Below are 19,561 nucleotides of genomic sequence, written 5' to 3' on the forward strand. Positions count from 1 at the left end.
TAATGTTATCGCCGTTGTGATCGCCCGCTCACTCGCTCCTCCGCTCCTGTGCCAGCGCGGCGAGCTGCTCGCGGCAGCGCGCCAGCAGCGCGTCCTTCTGCTGCTGCGGCTCCGGCGGGAACAGCTCGCCGGGGCGAGTCCAGTCGGCCGTGGCCGGGATCGCGGCCTCCTCGTCGATCCACTCGGAGAAGGCCGTCGTCAGGCGGTCGGCCTCGGCGCGGCGCCCGAGCGCCAGGAGCGCGCGGATCGCGGAGACCGTCTGCTCGTCGCAGCGCGGCGCCGTCACGGCGTCGCCGGTCAGCCCGGCCGCCGCCTCCCAGTCGTCGGTGGCGCCCGCGTCGTCGCCGAGGCGCGCCCGCGCGGCGCCGCGGCGGAGCAGGAGTCCGGCGGGGACGGCCGACGGCGGGCGCTCCTCGCCGAGGCAGGCGGGCGGCGCGAGGGCGGCGCAGAGGAAGGTGAGCGCGTCGGCGGGCGACGACCCGTCGGCGAGCGCGATCATCGTCGCATCCCAGACCTCGAGCACGCGCCCCTCGGGGACCAAGCTCCCCGCGCCCTCCCCCTGCCCGAGCACTCGGCCCAGCAGCAGGCCCTGAGCGCGACCCGCGCGGCCGTCGGCGACCAGCAGCGCCGCGTACTCGAGGGTCAGATCGTCGCGCTCGAGGACGAGGGCCTCGTTCTCCTCGAGGAGGGCGAGCCGCCCCTCGTGCCCGAGGAGCACCCGGAGCCGGTCGTACTCGACGAGGAGCTCCGCGTCGCCGGGGGCGAGGTGCCGCGCGCGCTCGAGATAGGCGAGCCCCGCCTCGGCGTCGCCGTACGCGGTGCAGGAGGCCGCCCCCAGTGCGCGCAGCGCGGCCACCCGCACCCACGCCCTCGGGTCGTGAGCGGCGGCGGACCACGAGGCCGCGAAGGCGTCCTCGACGCGACCCACCGCGGCGTACCAGCCGCCGAGGAGGAAGCGGGCGGTGGTGTCCTCGGCGTCGGCCGCCTCCAGCGCCTCGACGTCCTCGAGGCGGACCGGGCGGCAGCCTTCGAGCGGCGCCTGCTGCGCGGTCCGCCGGGCGGCCCGCGCCTGGTCGGGGCGATCCTGCCGCTCGTGCAGCAGCGCGGCGTGGTAATGCACCAGCGGCACCACCCCGGTCCGCTCGGAGGGGGTGCGCCGCGCGGCATCGGCTGCGAGCGCGAGGGCGAGCAGCCGCAGTGCGTCGTCCGGCAGTCCTGCGTCGCGGTACTCCAGCGCGACGTCGAGCAGCGCGTCGGCGTCGGCGTCGAGCGGGCGCCCGGCGAGGTCGCGCGCCCAGTGGTCGAGCGGATCGTGCGCGAGCACGCTCTCGAGCAGCGCCCTCGACTGCTGCGCCCGCCGGCCGCGCCGGAGCACGACGGCGAGCAGGAGCGTCGCCCGCGCGTGCTGCCCGTCGATCGCGCGCACCTCGCGCAGCACCGCCTCGGCCTCCTCGAGACGGCCCGCCGCCAGGAGGAGCCGCCCGAGCGCGACACCGGACGGGACGCGCCAGGCCGATGTCGTCCGCGCCGTGCTCAGAGCCTCGAGCGCCTCCGCCGGCCGCCCCTGCCGGGCGAGGAGCTCGCCCAGCCGGTGGTGCGCCTCGCCGTCCGCCGGCACCACACCCCAGGACGTCAGCCGCTCGATCGCGGAGCGGAGGTGGCCCTCCGCCTCGTCGAAGCGGGCCGCGACGGCGAGCGACCTCGCGAGCGCGACACGGCAGCGGGCGTCGCCGGGGTCCCGCCAGACCGCCTCCTCCCAGTAGTGCTCGGGCGCGCAGCCGGAGCGCGGGAGCTCCTCGAGGTGCAGACCGAGGAGGAACAGCTCGTCGGTGGACGCGACGTCCTCCGGGGCGGGCGGAGGGGGCGGCGCTGCAGCGCTTCCCCCGGACGTTCCACTGGTACTGTCGGCGGGAATGGCAGCGTTGTCATCGAGCACGCGGCCCAGTCAAGATCAGATCCGGTGCCGAGACGGAGGACGGAAACCGTGGAACTTCTGGACGGAACGCTGATGCGGTGCGCACGGACGCCGACGATCGTCGGAGCGGGCTTCCCGGGCGAGACGATGCACGTCCTGCCGCGTCCGCGCGTGCGGGAGGCGCTGACGCAGCCGGGGACGTCGCACCTCCTGGTCACCGACTGCGGCCACTTCCCCGAGGCGCGCGGACACGGACGGGTGCGCACCAGCCCGATCGCGGACGCCGTCGTCCTGGTCTGCACCCGGGGCTCCGGCTGGTGCACGACGGCGGCGGGCACCTTCGCCGTGACCGCGGGTCAGATCCTCCTGCTGCCGCCCGGGGAGCCGCACGGCTACGGGGCCGACGCCGCAGACCCGTGGACACTGTGGTGGCTGCACCTCTCCGGCAGCGATCTGCCCGAGTTCCTGCTGGCCGCGCGCGCGACGGTCGACGCGCCGGTGCGCACCCTGTCCGACGTCTACGCCGCGGTCGCGCTGATCTCGGCGGCGATCACGCACCTGGGCTGCGACTCGACGACGAACAGCCTGCTCGCCGCATCGGGCGCCGCCTGGCACCTACTGGCGATCCTCGCCTCGGACCGCCCGCCCGGCGACGCGCGCAGCACCGCCCTCGACCGCGCCGCGCAGTTCCTCCACGACCACCCCGCCGAGCGGATCGAGGTGGCGGAGCTCGCCTCGATGGCGTGCCTGAGCCCGTCGCACTTCGCGGCCCTCTTCCGGCGCCGCTTCGGGATGCCGGTGCTGCAGTACCGGACCGAGCTGCGGATGGCGCGGGCCCGGGAGCTGCTCGACATGACGGAGCGGCCGATCGCCGAGGTGGCCGCCGCCGCCGGCTACGAGGACTCCTTCTACTTCGCCCGGCAGTTCAAGCGGATCCACGGCCTGACTCCGCACGCGTACCGGACGCGGAACTGAGCGGAGCGGAACCGAGCGGAGCGGACCCGAGCGGCGCGGAACCGAGCGGAGCGGAGGACAGCGTCGCGGGCCCGGTCTCCCCGGTCTCCCCGGTCTCCCCGGACGCCAGGACGAGGCCGTTCAGCCGCCGCTGCAACTCGACGTTCGACCAGCCCGGGTGCTGCGGCGCGGAGTTGGAGCCCACGAGCGTGCCCCAGTAGCCGAGGTCGATGCAGCGCTGGACGGCGTAGCCGGCGAGGACCTGGCCGGCCGGCCCGTCCTCGAACTCCGCCTCCAGCGGCGTGTAGCCGATCCAGCCCTCGCCGACGACGGCGGGCACTCCGCGGCGGCGGGCCCAGGTCGCCACCGCGCGCAGCCGGACGTCGATCGCCTCCCGCATCGCGACCTCGTAGCGGCCGTAGTGCGAGTAGAGCCAGGCGTCCCAGGCGACCGGATCGACCCGGTCGTAGGCGTAGAACATGCTCGGGCTGATGCCGGTCGCCGCGAGCCGCCACGGTTCGACGGCGTGCGCCACGGCGTCGAACTCGGGCGCCCCCTCGCGCAGCAGCGACTTCAGCTCGGCGCTCGGGAACACCGGCGGCTCGGCCCGCACCCCCGCCCACTCCTCCAGCGCCGCGAGGACCCCGTAGACGTAGAAGTGCACGTGCGCGACCTGCGCGTTCTCCGGCACGGAGTCGAGGTCGAGGTACGGCGGGATCCCGTAGCAGACGGTCGACAGGACGTCCGGATGCTCCGCCTGCAGGATCTCCAGCGCGGCGGTCAGGTACGGCTTCTGCGCCCAGAAGGTGTCGAGCCCCTCCGCCGGCACCTCGTCGAGCCGGGACAGGTCGACCTCGTTGTGCACCTCGACGTAGGCGATGCGGTCGGCCAGCCCCTCGGCCTCGAGGAAGGCGATCAGCCGCGATTCGGCGCGGGCGAGAGCCTCGTGGCGCTCGGTCGGCGGGATCGCCGTCAGCATGTCGTGCCAGGACGAGTCGCTGAGGAACGCGGGGCTCTGCTGGTACTCCCAGGACGAGACGATGACGACGACGTCGTGCGCGGCCGCCTGGCGGAACAGCTCGACCAGGCGCGCCCGCAGGTCGAGCACGGCGCCGCCGACGGCGTCGTACCAGCGCGTGCCCCGGCCGACGTCGCCGCCCATGTTCGAGAAGCGCAGCTGCGAGGTGTCGATCGAGTGGTCGCCGAACAGCAGGAGCGGAGCCGCACAGATCCGGACCGTGTTGCAGCCGCGCTCCACCGCCTCGTCGAACGCGCGCCCGAGGTCGTGGAAGGGCTCGCCCGGCATCGTCCGCGTGTACCAGGAGAAGTCCCAGAGCGAGAGGGTCAGCCGCGGCGGCAGGTGGGCGGGCGGATGGGGTGAGCGGGTCGCGCGGGTCATGCCGGGTGCTCCTTCGGGCCGGAACGGTGCTCTCACGCTAGGCCTCGTGCCGCCCGATCCGCACGGGCGATCCTCCGGAGAAGACTGGAGGATTCGCTGATCAGCCAGGAACTGCCAGAGGTGCACTGTCTGCGCCACCTGGACGATGGGACGGTCGGCAGACCGGTGCGGTGCGAATTCTCCGATGCTCAGCCGCGCGGTGCCGCGACGGACCCGCCCGAGCGCCACGGCCCGCCGATGCGCTCCTGCAGCAGCGGCGCGGCCGGGTCGGCGAGGCGGGCGAGCAGCGCCTCCACCCCGCGGCGGCCGAGCGCGTGGCCCGGCGCGACGAGCAGATCGAGCGCGGGGTCGGCGAGGTCCGCGACGTCGGGGTCGGAGGCGAGCAGGACGATCGAGAGGTCCTCGGGCACCCGCACGCCGCGGTGGCGCAGCTCGTGCGCGAAGCCGACCGCCGCGCCGCCGTTGATCACCAGGACCGCCGTGGCCGCCTCCGGGTCGAGCGAGCGGGCCAGCGCGCGGCCGCCGGCCGGCGTCTCCTCGCAGTGCAGGAGCGCGGCGGTCAGACCGCGGGCCGCGGCCGCCCGCTCGAACGCCTCCCGGGTCCGCGCGTAGGGGCCGAAGTCGGCGCCGCGCTCCGGCCCGAGCACCAGCGCGACCCGGCGGTGACCGAGCGCGGTCAGGCGCTCGAGCGCCTCCTCGACCATGCCCTCGAAGTCGATGTCCACCCAGTCCAGCGCCGAGGGGTCGCGGATGCGGCCCAGCAGGGCGAACGGGGTGCCGGAGTCGCGCAGGACCGCCACCCGCTCGTCGTCCGAGGTCACCTGCATCAGCACGACGCCGTCGAGCAGGCCGTCGGCGCGCAGATCGGCGAGCTTCTCCGCGCCGCCGACCGTGGGCCAGAGCACGATCGAGTAGCCGCTCTCGGCGGCCGCCTCGGCGGCGCCGGCGAGGAACGTCGTCGCGGTGTTCAGCGGACGCGAGGGGACCAGCGGGTAGACGATCGCGATCATCATCGAGCGCCGTCGGGCCAGAGCGCGGGCGAGGGCGTGCGGGCGGTAGCCGAGCTCGCGCATCGCCTCGCGGACCCGGGCGGCGGTCTCGGGCGAGACCGGCTTGCTCGCGTTGACGACGAAGGAGACGGTCGCGATCGACACGCCCGCGCGGCGCGCGACGTCCTGCATGGTCGCCATCGCGCCTCCCTCCGCTCGACGCGCCCCGTCGCGGTTGACGCGGGGGCGCGGTGTCCCGCAGTCTAGGAGCACTCGCCGGTAAAGCGCTTAACCGCTGCACCGGCGCACTCGACACCTCCGACGAAGAAGGACCCTCCGTGACCACACCCGCCGCTCCCCTCCGCGTCCTCGTCTGGGGCGAGAACCGCCACGAGCAGATCGAGGAGAAGGTCCGCGCGATCTATCCCGACGGCATGCACACGACGATCGCCGCCGGCATCACCGAGAACCTCGGCGAGCGCGCGACCGTCTCGACCACCACACTCGACGAGCCCGAGCACGGCCTCACCGAGGAGGTCCTCGCCGGCACAGACGTGCTGGTCTGGTGGGGCCACATGGCGCACGACGCCGTCGCCGACGAGATCGTCGAGCGCGTGCACCGCCACGTGCTCTCCGGCATGGGGCTCGTCGTCCTGCACTCCGGCCACTGGTCGAAGATCTTCGGGAAGCTGATGGGCACCACCTGCACGCTCCGCTGGCGCTCGGCCGAGGACCGCGAGATCGTCTGGACCGTCGACCCGACCCACCCCATCGCGCAGGGCGTGCCGCACCCCTTCACGATCCCGCAGCAGGAGATGTACGGCGAGTTCTTCGACGTCCCCGCGCCCGACGAGCTGGTCTTCCTCTCCACCTTCTCCGGCGGCGAGGTGTTCCGCTCCGGGATGACCTGGAAGCGCGGCCACGGCCGGATCTTCTTCTTCTCCCCCGGCGACCAGGACTTCCCCGTCTACCACCACGCCGACGTCCGCCGCGTGATCGCGAACGGCGTCGAGTGGGCGCGCTCCGACCGCCCCGAGCGCCGCCTGCCCGTGCTGCAGCGCTACGAGTCCGGCGAGTTCTTCGCCGGCGAGGACTACCAGGGGGCGCTCGTCCGATGACCGTCCGTCTCGTCCAGGTCGGAGCGGGCGCCATGGGGCGCGCGTGGATCCGCACCATCCGCGACCACCCCGACGCCGAGCTGGTCGGCCTCGTCGACCTCGACGTCGCGCTCGCCGAGCGGGCCGCCGAGGAGGAGGAGGTCGGGCCGATCGCGGTCGGCAGCTCCGTCGCCGAGGTGGCCGCGCGCTCCGGCGCCGACGCGGTCGTCAACGTCACCGTGCCGCGCGCGCACCTCCCGGTCAGCAGCGAGGCGCTCTTCGCCGGGCTGCCGGTGCTGTCGGAGAAGCCGATCGCGCCGACGATCGCCGAGTCGCTGATCCTCGCCGCGACGAGCGAGGTCGCCGGACGGCTGCTGATGACCAGCCAGTCGCGGCGCTACTATCCTGCGATCGCCGCGTTCCGCGAGCAGGTCGCCGGGCTCGGGGAGCTCGGCACGGCGTCGGTCCTCTTCGCGAAGGCGCCGCACTTCGGCGGCTTCCGCGAGGAGATGCCGCACGTGCTGCTCGTCGACATGGCGATCCACGCCTTCGACGCGGCGCGCTACGTCCTGGACCGCGACCCGGTCGCCGTCTACTGCGAGGAGTACAACCCGGCCTGGAGCTGGTACGCCGACGGCGCCGCGGCGAGCGCCGTCTTCGAGTTCGCCGGCGGCGTCCGCTTCAGCTACACCGGCAGCTGGTGCGCCGACGGGCTCGAGACGTCCTGGAACGGCGACTGGCGCGTGACCGGCGCGGGCGGCACCGCGCACTGGGACGGCGACGGCGCCCCCTCCTGGCAGGCGCGCGAGTCGGAGGCGGTGCAGACCGCGACGCTCGAGCCCGGCCCGCAGGAGATCGCCGGCTCGCTGGCCGAGTTCGTGCGCGTGCTGGGGACCGGCGCCGTGCCCTCGGGCGAGGTGCACGCGAACGTGCGGAGCCTCGCGATGGTCGAGGCGGCGGTCCGCTCCTCCGAGACGGGCGCCCGCGTCCGCATCGACGACGTCCTCGAGGAGGGCTACGCCGAGGCCCTCGGCCTCGCGCGCGACGAGCGCGTGCGCGCGGCCCTGGCCGGCTGGGGCTCGGCGGCGGCGGGACTCGCGGCCCGCTGACCTCTGCCAGGCGGATCTACTTGGAAGAGACGCTTGCGAACATGCTGGTCGAGTAGCCCCGCAGGGGCGTATCGAGACCCACCGTCACCAGCAGGGCGGGTCTGCAGACCCCTCTCCTGACGCCGGTGGATCTCGATACGCCCGCTCCGCGGCCTCCTCGATCAGCATGCATCCGCGAAGGGACCCGCGACGGGGCTCGAGCTCCGAGCAGACCCCCGCACGCGTCCAGTCGCGAGCGCCGCCTCCCGCGAGTGGACGCACATCGGGCGCTGCGCTTCGGCCGGACCCCGTTCCGGGTCCACTCGCCCATGCTGGTCGAGCAGCCGCGGCGCGCGGCGTATCGAGCGGAGGGGGCGCCTCCGGCGCCAGCGCAGGACGGGGAAGAGACCGACGTCCTTGGGGTGGGTGGGTCTCGATACGCCCCTGCGGGGCTACTCGACCAGCATGTCTGCGGGCGTCCCTTCCAAGTAGACCCGCCGTGCTCAGCAGGGCGGGTCTGCAGGCTCCCCTTCGGACGATGGTGGTTCTCGATACGGCCGCTGCGCGGCCTACTCGATCAGCATGCATTCCCCCGCGCGGAGATCGGCACGCCCCCTTTCATGCTGGTCGAGTAGCCGCGGCACGCGGCGTATCGAGACCCACCGTCCTCAGCAGGCCGGTCCACCGACTCCAGTCCTCCGACCCCGCCGCCCCCCGGGCGTTCGCCCGCCGGACACCTGCGCGCGCCGTCGCGTTCACCCGGGGCGGCCAGCGTGGGCGGGTTCCTTCGAAACCGCTCAGGAGACCCGTGCCCCGTCACTTCGCCCCCCGCCGCACCGCCGGCGCCGCGCTCACCCTCGTCCTCGCGAGCTGCACCGTCGGCGCCGCGCTGCCCGCCACCGCCGCCGGCGACTCCTTCTTCACGCGGGTCGCCACGGTGCCCGCATACCTCAACGCCGCCGACCCGGCGGTCGACTCCGCCGTCGCCGAGATCTCCAGCGCCTCCCCCGACGGCCGCCTGGTCTACTCCACCGACTCCGCCGGCCAGCGGATCAACGTCCTCGACATCAGCGACCCGGACGCGCCGAAGCCCCTCGGCGGCGTCGGCGTCGGCGGCGAGCCCACCTCGGTCTACGCGACCGGCGAGTACGTGCTCGCGGTCGTCGACACCTCCGACGGCGACTTCGCGAACCCCTCCGGCCACGTCAGCGTGCTGCACGCGAGCGACCTCGCCCCGGTCGCGACGATCGAGCTCGGCGGCCAGCCCGACTCCATCGACGTCACCACCGCCGGCGACCTCGCCGTCATCGCGATCGAGAACCAGCGCGACGAGGACTTCACGCCCGAGGGCGCCGAGGAGGGCGACCTCCCGCAGGCCCCCGCCGGCGAGCTCGTCGTGATGGACCTCACCGCCGACCCGTCCGCCTGGGTCGCCGAGCACATCGCGCTCGCCGGCCTCGCGGGCCTCGACACCCCGAGCGACCCGGAGCCCGAGTACGTCTCGATCAACCCCGCCGACACCGCCGTCGCGGTGACCCTGCAGGAGAACAACGCCGTCGCGGTCCTCGACCTGGCCACCCGCACCGTCACCGCGTCCTACTCGGCCGGCACCGCCTCCGTCTCCGGGATCGACACCCTCGACGACGACCGCATCGCGCTGACCGACTCGATCACCGACGTCCCGCGCGAGCCCGACGCGATCGGCTGGGTCGGCGACGACCACGTCGCGATCGCGAACGAGGGCGACTGGAAGGGCGGCACCCGCGGCTGGTCGATCCTCGACGCGGCCTCCGGCGCCGTGGTCTGGGACGCCGGCAACACCTTCGACCACCTCGCCGTCAGCCTCGGCCTCTACCCCGACAAGCGCTCCGACGCGAAGGGCTCCGAGCCGGAGGGCCTGCTCTCGGCGACCTTCGACGGCGTGCCGTACGTCTTCGTCGGCGCCGAGCGCGCCAACTTCGTCGCCGTCTACGACGTCTCCGACCCCACCGCGCCCCGCCTCGTGCAGGCGCTGCCCTCCACGCCCGGTCCGGAGGGGCTGCTCGCCCTGCCCGAGCGCGACCTGCTGGTCGTCTCGAGCGAGACCGACGACGCCGAGGCGGCGGTGCGCGCGAGCGTGCAGCTCTACGCGCTCGGCGCCTCCGCCCCCGCCTTCCCGACCATCGCGTCGGCCGACGTCGACGGCTCGCCGCTGCCGTGGGGCGCGCTCTCCGGCCTCTCCGGCGACCCGGCCGCCGCGGATCGTCTCTACGCCGTGAGCGACAGCGCGTACGCGCCGAGCACGGTCTACTCCGTCGACACCTCGGTCGTCCCGGCGCTGATCGACTCCACGCTCACCGTGACGGAGGCGGGCGAGCCGGCCGCGCTCGACCTCGAGGGCATCGCCGCGCGCGAGGACGGCGGCTTCTGGGCCGTCACCGAGGGTGCGACCGGTCCCGAGAACGCGCTGCTGCGCCTGGACGCCTCCGCCGCCGTGCTCGAGCGCATCGCGCTCCCCGCCGAGCTGGGCGACGCGCTCGGCTCGCAGGGCTTCGAGGGCGTCACGATCGAGGCGGGCGAGGGCGGCGAGATCGTCTGGACCGCGCTGCAGCGCGAGGCGTCGACCGACGCCGACGGGATCGTCCGGCTCGGCCGCTACGACGTCGCGGCCGGCAGCTGGAGCTTCTTCGGCTACCCGCTGGAGACCGCGTCCGGCGCCGAGGGCGACTGGAACGGCCTGTCCGAGATCACGCTGACGCCCGCCGGGACCCTCGCGGTCATCGAGCGCGACAAGCGCAACGGACCGGACGCGGCGCTCAAGGCCGTGTACACCGTGCCGCTGCCGACGGGGCCGGGCGCCGCGATCGGCGAGGAGCTCCCCGTGCTGGCGAAGACGCTCGCCGTCGACGTCCTGCCCGCGCTCGAGGCCGGCAACGGCTGGACGCAGGAGAAGCTCGAGGGCCTGGGCATCACCGGCGCCGGCGAGGTCTTCGCGGTCACCGACAACGACGGCGTCGACGACGCCAACGGCGAGACGGTGCTCGCGTCGCTCGGCTCCGCGGCCGACGTGTTCGGAGCGGCGGTGACGCCGACCCCGGTGCCGACGACCGAGCCGACCGCAGTGCCCACCGCCGTGCCCACTGCCGTGCCGACGGCTGAGCCGACCGTTGCGCCCACCGCGGAGCCCACCACCGAGCCGACCGCGCAGCCCACGGTCGCGCCGACGCACCCCGCCGGTTCCGTGCCGCCGCGGACGGGCTCCGGCTCCGGCTCGCTCGCCTCCACCGGCGTCGAGTCCGGCTGGCTCTCCGCCGCCGCGCTGTCCCTCCTCGCCGGCGGAGCCCTCGTGCTCGGCCTCGCCCGGAGGCGCCGCACGGCACGCTGACGCGGCGGATTCTCGACACGCCCGCTGCGCCACATGCTGGTCGAGCAGCCGCGGCACGCGGCGTATCGAGACCCACCGTCACCAGCAGGCCGATCTGCAGACTCCGCTTTCGACGCCGGTGGATCTCGATACGCCCGCTGCGCGGCCTACTCGATCAGCATGATTCCCCTCCGGTCGAGCAGCTACCGCAGAGGGCGGACCGAGCCCCAGGCCCTCTCCGCAGAACTGAGTACACTCGGTTCCTCAGCCCGGGAGGTCCGATGTCGACTGCACTGCCCTCGGCGGCGCCCGGGCGCCGCGAGCGGAACAAGCTCGCCAAGCTCGAGCGGATCACCGCAGCAGCGAGCGAGCTGTTCGCCGAGCACGGCGTCGACGACGTGACCACGCAGCAGATCGCCGAGCGCGCCGACATCGGCACCGGCACTCTCTTCCTCTACGCGAGGACGAAGAGCGAGCTGCTGCTGCTCGTGCAGAACGCTCACTACGCCGAGGCCCTCGAGCGCGGCCGGGCCGCCGCCGCGGACGCCGGGACGGTGCTCGACGCCGTGCTCGCGCTGGTCGCGCCGATCGTCGCCTGCAACCGCGCCCACGTCGGCAACGGCCGCGTCTACCTCCGCGAGATGGTCTTCGGCGACCCCGCGGAGCCGCACCACGCCGAAGCTCGCTCGATCGTCGGCCGGAGCGAGGAGGCGATCGCCGAGATCCTCGAGCGCGGCGGCGTGCCGAGCGCGAGCACCGTGGCCGGCGTCGTCTCCGCGGTCGTCTTCGTCACCCTCGCGGCCGGCGACGAGCCCGACGTCGCGGCGATCCTCCCCGCGATCCGCGCTCAGCTCGCAGCGATCCTGCCGACCTGACCGCAGCCCGACCTGACCGACAGCCCGACCTGACCGACAGCCCGACCCGACCGGCAGCCCGGCCCGACCGCCACCTCGGCCGCTGATCAGGGCCGCAGGAACTCCGCCGCGACGGGAGCGAACTCCTCCCAGTACTGGAAGATCCCGCCGTGCCCCGAGTCCGGGTAGAGGATCAGCTCGGACCCCGCGATGCGCCGGTGCAGATCATGGGACAGCACCGAGGGCACCATGCGGTCGTGGTCGCCGTTGGCGATCAGCGTGGGCTGGGTGATGACGGACAGGTCCGACGGCGCCGAGCGACCGAAGCGCTGGATCGCCTTCAGCTGGGTCGTGAAGGCCTTGGTGCTGACCTTCTCGTCGCGGTCGGCGGTGCGCTCCTTCAGGCGTCCCACGAACTGCTTGGCGGCCTTCCTGCCGGCGGCGTCGCGCGGGAAGAAGAGGAACTCCTTGATGTCCGAGCGGGTGAGGACGGAGCGGACGAGGTCGAAGTACGTGACGCCCACCACCTTGTCCATGTCCTTCCCGCCGCGGGGACCGGTGCCCGTGAGCACCAGCCTGCGGACGAGCTCGGGGTGCTTCACGACGAGGTCCTGCGCGATCATCCCGCCCATCGAGAACGAGAAGACGTCGACCTTCTCGAGACCGAGGCCCCGGACGAAGAGGTACGCGTCGTCGGCGGCCTCCTCGATCGTGCCCGGCACGGTGCCTCCGGAGGCGCCGACGCCCTGCTGGTCGAACGCGATCACGTGCCGCCGCGCCGCGATCGCGTCGACGATGCGCGGGTCCCAGTTGTCGAGATTCGCGGCGAGGTGCCCGAAGAAGACGACGGGGACGCCCTCCTCCGGACCCAGCTCGCGGTAGGCGAAGGTCTTGCCCTGCGTGGTGACGCTCCTCGCGGGGGCGAGCGCGTACGAGGTGATGACGGGATCGGCGGTGCTCATGGTGTCTGCTCCTTCAGGGGCGGGTAGGCGGGAGGAGTGTCAGAGACCGAGGACGACGGTCTTGCCGCGGGCGCGGGAGGCTCCGAGGGAGGCGAGTGCGGCGGGCGTCTCGTGGAAGGGGAAGGTGGCACCGACGACCGGGCGGATCGCGCCGGCGTCGACGAGCTCGGCGATGCGGGTCAGCTGCTCGCCGCTCGACTCCATGAAGAGGAACTCGTAGTGGACGCCCAGCGAGCGGGCGCGGCGACGGACCCCGAGGCTGAGGGCGGCGATCGCGAGGCGGAGGACCGGGTTCAGCCCTCTCTTCTTCGCGAAGGCGGGGTCGGGCGGGCCGGAGATGCCCACGGCCCGGCCTCCCGGCGCCAGCACGCGCAGCGACTTCGCGAGGTTCTCGCCGCCGAGGCTGTCGAGCACGACGTCGTAGCCGGAGACCTCCTTCTCGAAGTCCCGGCTGCGGTAGTCGATCACCAGGTCCGCGCCGAGGTCGTGGAGGAAGCCGGACTGGGCCGCCGACGCGGTGGTCGCGACGAAGGCGCCGAGGTGCTTGGCCAGCTGGATCGCGACGGTGCCGACTCCGCCGGAGCCGGCATGGATGAGGACCTTCGATCCGGGACCGACCTTCCCCTTCACGACGAGCGCCTGCCACGCGGTCAGCGCCACCAGCGGGAGCGAGGCCGCCTCGGTGAGGCCGATCGAGGACGGGGCGAGGGCCACGTCGGCCTCGTCGATCGCGATGCGCTCGGCGAAGGTCCCGATGCGGTGGTCGCGGGGGCGGGCGTAGACCGTGTCGCCGACGGCGAAGCCGCGGACCGCCGACCCGACGCGCAGGACGGTCCCGGCGACGTCGTGGCCGAGGACGAGCGGCGTCGTGTACGGGAGGATCGCCGTGAACTCGCCGAGGCGGATCTTCTCGTCCAGCTGATTCAGCCCCGCGGCCGCCACCTTCACCAGGACGTCGCGCGGACCGACGACCGGCTCGGGGACGTCGGCCTCGTGCAGAGGCTGCTTGTACCTGTCGATCACGAACGCGCGCACGGGGACTCCTGGAGACGATCGGCGGCCCGACCGGATGTGGCGAGCGCACTCATTAGTGAGTGTACTCACTATTGACGAGGTCAACGCGAGCGGATCAGCCCTTCACGGCCGAGCCCGCGACCGACTGCACGAAGTAGCGCTGGAAGATCAGGAAGACGATCAGCACCGGCAGCACCAGCAGAGTGCCGAAGGCGAACGTCTGTCCCCAGTCGGGCGGGACCTGCGCCGAGAACACGCCCATCTCCAGGGGCAGCGGCCGGGCGGCCGGATCCGAGGTGACCAGCGAGGGCCAGAGGTACTGGCCCCAGGAGGAGAGGAAGGTCAGGATCGCGACGGTCGCGAAGACCGGGCGCGAGTTCGGGACGACGACGCGCACGAAGGTCCCCCAGGCGCCGAGGCCGTCGAGCCGGGCCGCCTCCTCCATGCTCTTGGGCACGTTGAGGAAGAACGTGTAGAAGAGGAAGACCGAGAACGCGTTGGCGATGAACGGGATCATCTGCACGAGGAGCGTGTCGCGCTGTCCCTGGAGCAGGGACATCAGCGGGATCGCGACCGATTCGAACGGCACGATGACGAGCAGCACGATCAGCAGGAACACCTTGTCGCGGCCCACCCACTCCAGCCGGGCGAAGGCGTAGCCGGCCAGAGAGTTGACGACGAGCCCCGCCACGACGATCACGAGCGAGATCACGAACGAGTTGGCGAAGAACTGCCAGAAGTGGCCGGTCGCATCCGAGCTCAGCGCCGTGAAGACGCTGGCGTAGTTGTCGAAGGAGAGGTTCGTCGGCAGGAAGCCGGCGAAGCCGTCGAGCACCTCCGCCGACGGCTTGAGGCTGCCGATCAGGAGGTAGTAGATCGGCGCGAACATGAGTGCCGCAGCGGCGATCATCACGATGTAGTCGCGGACGGTGCGCGCCGTGCGGGCGGTGTGGGCGGTACGGCGCCCCGATGCTGTGCTCAACTCTCGCTCCCTTGGCGGAGGACCCGACGCTGGATCAGGGTGATGACGACGATGATCAGGAAGAGGACCACCGAGATGGCGGACGCCCGCCCGAGGTTGCTCTCGCTGTAGATGGCCTGGGTCGCGTTGTAGAGCAGGGTCTGGGTGCCCTCCTCGTTGGCGCCGGCGGTGCGGATCAGGACGAAGACCTGGTCGTAGACGCGGAACGCCAGGATCGTCGTCAGCAGCGTGACGAAGATCAGCGTGTTGCGGATGCCCGGGACCGTGATGTGGACGAACTGCTGCCAGCCGTTCGCGCGGTCGAGCCGGGCCGCCTCGTAGCGCTCCTCCGGGATCTCCTGCAGCGCGGCGAGAAGGATCACCATCTGGAAGCCGACGCCCTGCCAGATCGAGAGCAGGATCACCGAGCCGAGGGCGGTCGCCGAGGAGCCGAGCCAGTCGTGCGCCGGGACGAGCCCGCCGGTGACGAAGGTGACGGAGGAGTTCAGCAGCCCGTCGCTGCTGCGATCGAGGATGAGCCGCCAGACGACCGCGACGAGGGCCATCGGGAAGACGACCGGCATGAAGAAGAAGGTGCGGAAGAAGCGCACGCCGGCGAGCTTGCGGTTAAGAAGCACGGCGAGCAGCAGCGCGAGGCCGGTCTGCACCGGGATCACGACGATCGCGAAGACGAGGTTGTTGATCAGCGAGCGCAGGAACGCTCCCGAGATCACCGGATCCGTGAAGAGCCGGATGTAGTTGGTGAGACCCCAGAACTTCGCGGGCCGGGACTGGTCGACCTGGACGTTGTAGAGCGAGAGCACGATCGCCGCGACGAACGGGACGGCGACGAAGGCGATCAGTCCGAGGACCGCCGGGGCGGCCATGAGGGCGCCGTCGCGGGTGTCCTTCCAGCGGAAGCGGGGTCGGGCGCGGGTGAGAGCGACGGGTCGCATCGGCGTCGATACGGGTGAGGCCACGGTCGGAGTCCTTCGGTTGTCGGCGTCGGTGCCGGACGGCAGGAGGGGGTGGGCGGGCGCCCGGCTGCGAGCGCCCGCCCGGATCGGCTACTTGTAGTCGTCGTTGTCCGCGAAGCTCTGATCGATCGCGGTGGCCGCGTCGGTCAGGGACTCCTTCGGGTCCGCGCCGCCCCAGACCGCGGCGAGGGCTCCGGAGAACTTCGCGGTGATCGTCGGGTAGCCGGCGGTGACGGGGCGGTAGACGGCGATGCAGTCGTCCGTGATCGCGTCCGCTGCGCAGGCGTTCGCCAGCTGCTGACCCCAGAGGGCCAGCCCGCCGCCGTCCTGGTAGAGGGCGTCGGCGGCGAAGGCGGTCTTCGTCGCGGGCGGGGCGCCGTTGGCGGTGGTCATCGCGCCGACGTTCTGGTCGTTCAGGAGGTAGTCCAGGAACGCTCCGGCCGCGTCGCCGTTCTTCGTGCCGGAGCCGATGCCCCAGGTCCAGGAGCCGGCGCCGGCCTTGGAGCCGTCGCCGAAGTCCGGCAGCGGCAGGGCGACGAGGTTCTCGCCGAGCGCCTCGGAGAAGGTCGGGTAGTTCCAGTGCCCGCCCCAGGCGACCGCGACCCGGCCGTCGACGAACGCGTTCCCGTCCGAGTTGGGGTCGGAGTAGTCCTTCCAGGACGCGAAGTCGGTCAGCGCCTGCACGCTGGCGTCCGAGTCCACCGCGCCGGCGGCCTTGCCGTCCTCGATCAGGTTGCCGCCCGCGGACTGGATGAGGGGCGCGAAGCCGTAGGTACCCCACTCCCCCGACAGGCTGGCCTCGTTGAGGTCGATGGACTTGCCCGAAGGGTTCGCCGCGGCGAGTGTCTTCAGCGCGGCCGAGAACTCGTCGGCCGTCCAGGCCGTGTCGAACGAGGTCGGCACGCTGATCCCCGAGGCGTCGAGCAGGGTCTTGTTGCCGTACAGACCCATGGCGGAGTCGAACATCGCCAGCGCGTAGAGCTCGTCGTCCGAGGTGCCCTCGGCGATGGAGCCCGGGGTGGCGTTGTCGATGGTGGCCTGGCCGACGAAGTCGCTGATCGGGGTGATCTTGTCGTTGTAGACGAAGCTCGCGAGCGTCGGCCCGTCGATCTCGAGCACGTCGGGGAGCTGGTCCTTCGGCGTGCTCGTGATCGTGGTCGTGTAGGTGTCGCCGGAGATGATCCGCAGCTTCGCGGTCACCTCGTCCTGCGAGCTGTTGAAGCCGTCGACCGCGGCCTGCAGAGCCGCGTTCTCGCTGTCCTGACCCTGGTGCGCCCAGACGTTGATCTCTCCCGTGCCGTCGCCGGCGGCGGCGTCCGTGCCGCCATCGCCTCCGGCCGAGCAGCCGGTCATCGTGGCGATCGCCGTGGCGACCGCGACGGCGACCAGGGCGCCGCGACGGATGGTGCGTGTGTTCCTCATGGTTCTCCTTGGTGCTGTGCGAGCGCATCCGTCCTCGGATGCGGGGTGCAGGCTGAGTGGTAGCGGCCGGGACGCGCCTGCGGGCCCCGGCGGGATCGGGGCCGCTAGCGAGCGGCGTCGGTGAGCTCGGCCGAGCCGAGGGCGATCGGGTCGACGATTCCGCCGAGGAAGACGCCGTTCTCGTCGGCGGTGCGGAAGGCGAGGAACTGCCAGCGACCCGCGCGATCGCGGATGACGCGGCCCGAGTAGAGCGAGTCCTTCGTCAGGGGTCGTGCGCCGGAGAGGTCGTAGCACCGGGTCGGATCGTTCACCTCGACCGCCCAGGTGCCCGCCCGCGGGTGCGCGAGCGCGTGCGCCGGGGTCATCGAGTCCTCCGTCGAGGAGAAGAGCAGCAGCCAGCGGCCGTCGACGAGCTCGACCTGCGGGACCTCCAGGTGCGCGAATCCGGCACCCGGGCGCGAGAGCGGCGGGCGCACCTCCCAGCTGACGAGGTCGGGCGAGACGGCGTGGCCGATCACTCCGCGGTCGTCGAGCGGCCCCTCCGTGGAGCGCGCCGTGACGAGCATGTGCCAGCCGTCGCCACTCGGGTCGCGGAAGACCCACGGGTCGCGCCAGGCCTCCTCCTTCCACTCGGAGGTGCCCCAAGTCTCGTACCAGCGCGGATCGGCGACGACGACCGGGCCGGGCTGCTTCTCCCAGCTGCGCAGGTCGGCGGACACGGCCACGCCGATGGTCTCGATGTTCGCGACGAGCGGCTCGGGGTGGAGGAAGCGCGAGCCGGTGTAGAACATCCGCCACAGCCCGTCGTCGCCGCGGACGACGCTCCCGGTCCAGGTGGCGGTCTCGTCGAACGAGCCGATGTCTCCCGGCGCGAACGGCGAGCCCTCGAGCACGGTCCAGGACGAGAGGTCCGAGGAGACGGCGTGGCCGATGCGGGCGGCCCGGTGACGGCGGCTCTCCTCGCCGAGCGAGGTCGGTGCGTGCAGGAAGAAGGCGTGGAACTCGTCGCCGTCGTCGGCCAGCCAGAAGTCCCAGACCCACGAGCCCTCGAGGGTCAGCATCCGAGCGCCTCCTCGGCGATGGTCGACCGCATGTGCATCCCTCTCCGTTGAACGAGTAGCAGTGCTAAACCGCTTGACTGGCGAAGTTATGCGGTTTAGCTCGCGAAGTCAATCGCTTTAGCAGTATCGATCTACGATGGGACGACCAGGAACGGCGGAGGGGGGCGCGACAGTGCGGCAGCGAGTGACGATGGCCGACGTCGCGCGGAAGGCCGGCGTCTCGACGACCGCCGTCTCCCTCGTGCTGAACGACCGGCAGGGCACGCGCCTGTCCGAGGACGCGGCGAAGCGGGTGCGGGCCGCGGCCGACGAGCTCGGCTACCGGCCGAACCTCACCGCCCGGGCGCTGAGCACGCGGAAGTCGCGGATCATCGGCTTCATCTCGGAGCAGGTCACCGTCGACCGGCTCGCGAGCGGGCTCATCCGCGGGGCGCTGCGCGAGGCGAAGCGGCAGAACCACGTGCTCTTCATCGCCGAGACCGAGGGCGAGGCGGACGCCCTCGACGAGGCCGTCGACGCCCTCACCGACCGTCAGGTCGACGGCATCATCTACGCCGCGACCCGGCCGCACGCCCTCCGCCTGCCGGCCCGCGTGGGCGGCACGCCGGTGGTGATGCTGAACGCGGTCGCCGACGACCCCGAGGGCTCCCCCGGCGGGCCGCGACCCGATGCCGTGCTGGCCGACGAGCGCGCGGGAGCGGTCGACGTCGTCGATCTGCTCCTCGACGCCGGCCACTCCGAGGGCGTCGTGATCGTCGGCCGCTCCGTCGACCAGCCCGACGACGAGTGGCTCAGCCTGGCCGTGCAGCGCCGGCTCGACGGGATCTGGGAGTCGCTCGGCGCACACGGGGTCCGCCCGATCGCCCAGCTGCCCTGCCGGCCGTGGTCGGTGAAGGCCGGCTACGAGGCGGTCCGCGACCTCCTCGCCGCAGGCGTCACGCCGCACGCCCTGATCTGCTTGAACGACCGGCTCTCCTTCGGCGCCTACCGCGCCCTGGGAGAGGCCGGCCTGCAGGTGGGGCGCGACGTCTCGGTCGTCTCGTTCGACGACGACGACATCGCGGTGTACCTGCACCCGATGCTCACCACCGCCGCCGCGCCCTTCGAGGAGATGGGCGCCCTCGCCGTCCGCCTCCTCCTCGACGACGACCGCGAGCCCGGCGAGCACCTCGTGCCGATGCCCACCCGCGTCCGCGACTCCGTGCACCTCACCCGCGCCCGCGCCGCCGAGCTGCAGCAGCAGAGCCCCGAGCCCGACTGGACGCGCTGACCGGCCCCTTTCCTGCTGGTCGAGTAGCCGCGGCACACGGCCCCCGCATGCTGGTCGAGTAGCCGCGGCACGCGGCGTATCGAGACCCACCGTCGTCGATACGGCTGGCCTGCAGACCCCACTTCTGGTGCCGGTGGATCTCGATACGCCCGCTGCGCGGGCTACTCGATCAGCAGGATGCGCGGCCCCGCTCGCCGAGGACCTCCGGCACGCGGAAACAGCTCCGGCTCGTCGAATCCGTGGATTCCGACGAGC

At 72.8% G+C, this 19,561-nt stretch carries 15 protein-coding genes; 6 read left to right on the forward strand and 9 right to left on the reverse strand.

Translation table 11 applies throughout. The features are described 5' to 3' along the window. Positions 1-28: 28 nt before the first annotated feature. Positions 29-1,936, reverse strand: a complete 1,908-nt coding sequence (locus C1I64_RS14320) for a tetratricopeptide repeat protein (RefSeq protein ID WP_127887657.1) — start codon at positions 1,934-1,936, stop codon at positions 29-31. A 48-nt stretch (positions 1,937-1,984) separates the two neighbouring features. Between C1I64_RS14320 and C1I64_RS14325 the strand changes: the two genes are divergently transcribed. Then, the gene (locus C1I64_RS14325) at positions 1,985-2,890 is read left to right on the forward strand and encodes an AraC family transcriptional regulator (RefSeq protein WP_127887658.1); all 906 of its coding nucleotides are present in this window, start codon (positions 1,985-1,987) and stop codon (positions 2,888-2,890) included. On the opposite strand, the gene C1I64_RS14330 is transcribed toward C1I64_RS14325, so the two are convergent. Together C1I64_RS14330 and C1I64_RS14335 are read right to left on the reverse strand one after the other, a co-directional pair. Next, a complete protein-coding gene (locus tag C1I64_RS14330; RefSeq protein WP_127887659.1) occupies positions 2,841-4,268 on the reverse strand; it encodes a cellulase-like family protein in 1,428 nt (475 codons plus the stop codon). The two genes, C1I64_RS14325 and C1I64_RS14330, sit on opposite strands and share 50 nt — an antisense overlap. A 188-nt stretch (positions 4,269-4,456) precedes the next feature. After that, positions 4,457-5,458 (reverse strand): LacI family DNA-binding transcriptional regulator, encoded by a 1,002-nt coding sequence (locus tag C1I64_RS14335; protein ID WP_127887660.1) that lies wholly within the window; start codon positions 5,456-5,458, stop codon positions 4,457-4,459. A gap of 137 nt (positions 5,459-5,595) precedes the next feature. On the opposite strand from C1I64_RS14335, the gene C1I64_RS14340 reads away from it, so the two are divergent. The 4 genes from C1I64_RS14340 to C1I64_RS14355 all read left to right on the forward strand — a co-directional run bounded on the left by C1I64_RS14340 (position 5,596) and on the right by C1I64_RS14355 (position 11,660). Next, a complete protein-coding gene (locus C1I64_RS14340; protein ID WP_127887661.1) occupies positions 5,596-6,375 on the forward strand; it encodes a ThuA domain-containing protein in 780 nt (259 codons plus the stop codon). Then, complete coding sequence (locus C1I64_RS14345) at positions 6,372-7,463, forward strand: Gfo/Idh/MocA family protein (protein WP_127887662.1); 1,092 nt, start codon at positions 6,372-6,374, stop codon at positions 7,461-7,463. Before C1I64_RS14340 ends, C1I64_RS14345 begins: the two co-directional genes overlap by 4 nt. Before the next feature lie 787 nt (positions 7,464-8,250). Then, positions 8,251-10,806 carry an esterase-like activity of phytase family protein gene (locus C1I64_RS14350; protein ID WP_244209488.1) on the forward strand — a complete coding sequence of 852 codons (2,556 nt, stop codon included), beginning with the start codon at positions 8,251-8,253 and terminating at the stop codon, positions 10,804-10,806. 260 nt (positions 10,807-11,066) lie between these two features. Beyond that, the gene (locus C1I64_RS14355) at positions 11,067-11,660 is read left to right on the forward strand and encodes a TetR/AcrR family transcriptional regulator (RefSeq protein ID WP_127887664.1); all 594 of its coding nucleotides are present in this window, start codon (positions 11,067-11,069) and stop codon (positions 11,658-11,660) included. An 86-nt stretch (positions 11,661-11,746) separates the two neighbouring features. On the opposite strand, the gene C1I64_RS14360 is transcribed toward C1I64_RS14355, so the two are convergent. The 6 genes from C1I64_RS14360 to C1I64_RS14385 all read right to left on the reverse strand — a co-directional run bounded on the left by C1I64_RS14360 (position 11,747) and on the right by C1I64_RS14385 (position 18,036). Then, entirely contained in the window at positions 11,747-12,601 is an 855-nt protein-coding gene (locus C1I64_RS14360; protein WP_127887665.1) for an alpha/beta fold hydrolase, read from the reverse strand. A 39-nt stretch (positions 12,602-12,640) separates the two neighbouring features. Next, positions 12,641-13,636 carry an NADP-dependent oxidoreductase gene (locus tag C1I64_RS14365; RefSeq protein WP_127887666.1) on the reverse strand — a complete coding sequence of 332 codons (996 nt, stop codon included), beginning with the start codon at positions 13,634-13,636 and terminating at the stop codon, positions 12,641-12,643. A 94-nt stretch (positions 13,637-13,730) separates the two neighbouring features. Further along, positions 13,731-14,597 (reverse strand): carbohydrate ABC transporter permease, encoded by an 867-nt coding sequence (locus C1I64_RS14370; protein WP_244209489.1) that lies wholly within the window; start codon positions 14,595-14,597, stop codon positions 13,731-13,733. Next, complete coding sequence (locus C1I64_RS14375) at positions 14,594-15,556, reverse strand: carbohydrate ABC transporter permease (protein WP_244209490.1); 963 nt, start codon at positions 15,554-15,556, stop codon at positions 14,594-14,596. The genes C1I64_RS14370 and C1I64_RS14375 overlap by 4 nt, the downstream gene beginning before the upstream one ends. An 87-nt stretch (positions 15,557-15,643) precedes the next feature. After that, positions 15,644-16,975: a sugar ABC transporter substrate-binding protein gene (locus C1I64_RS14380; RefSeq protein ID WP_127887667.1), complete on the reverse strand. Its 1,332-nt coding sequence runs from the start codon at positions 16,973-16,975 to the stop codon at positions 15,644-15,646. 104 nt (positions 16,976-17,079) lie between these two features. Next, positions 17,080-18,036 (reverse strand): glycoside hydrolase family protein, encoded by a 957-nt coding sequence (locus tag C1I64_RS14385; RefSeq protein WP_127887668.1) that lies wholly within the window; start codon positions 18,034-18,036, stop codon positions 17,080-17,082. A gap of 190 nt (positions 18,037-18,226) precedes the next feature. Here C1I64_RS14385 and C1I64_RS14390 point away from each other — a divergent pair, with 190 nt between their 5' ends. Next, positions 18,227-19,306, forward strand: coding sequence for a LacI family DNA-binding transcriptional regulator (locus C1I64_RS14390; protein WP_127887669.1), 1,080 nt, complete (start codon positions 18,227-18,229; stop codon positions 19,304-19,306). The last annotated feature ends 255 nt before the right edge of the window (positions 19,307-19,561 follow it).

Source organism: Rathayibacter festucae DSM 15932 (assembly GCF_004011135.1).
Taxonomy (GTDB): Bacteria; Actinomycetota; Actinomycetes; order Actinomycetales; family Microbacteriaceae; genus Rathayibacter; species Rathayibacter festucae.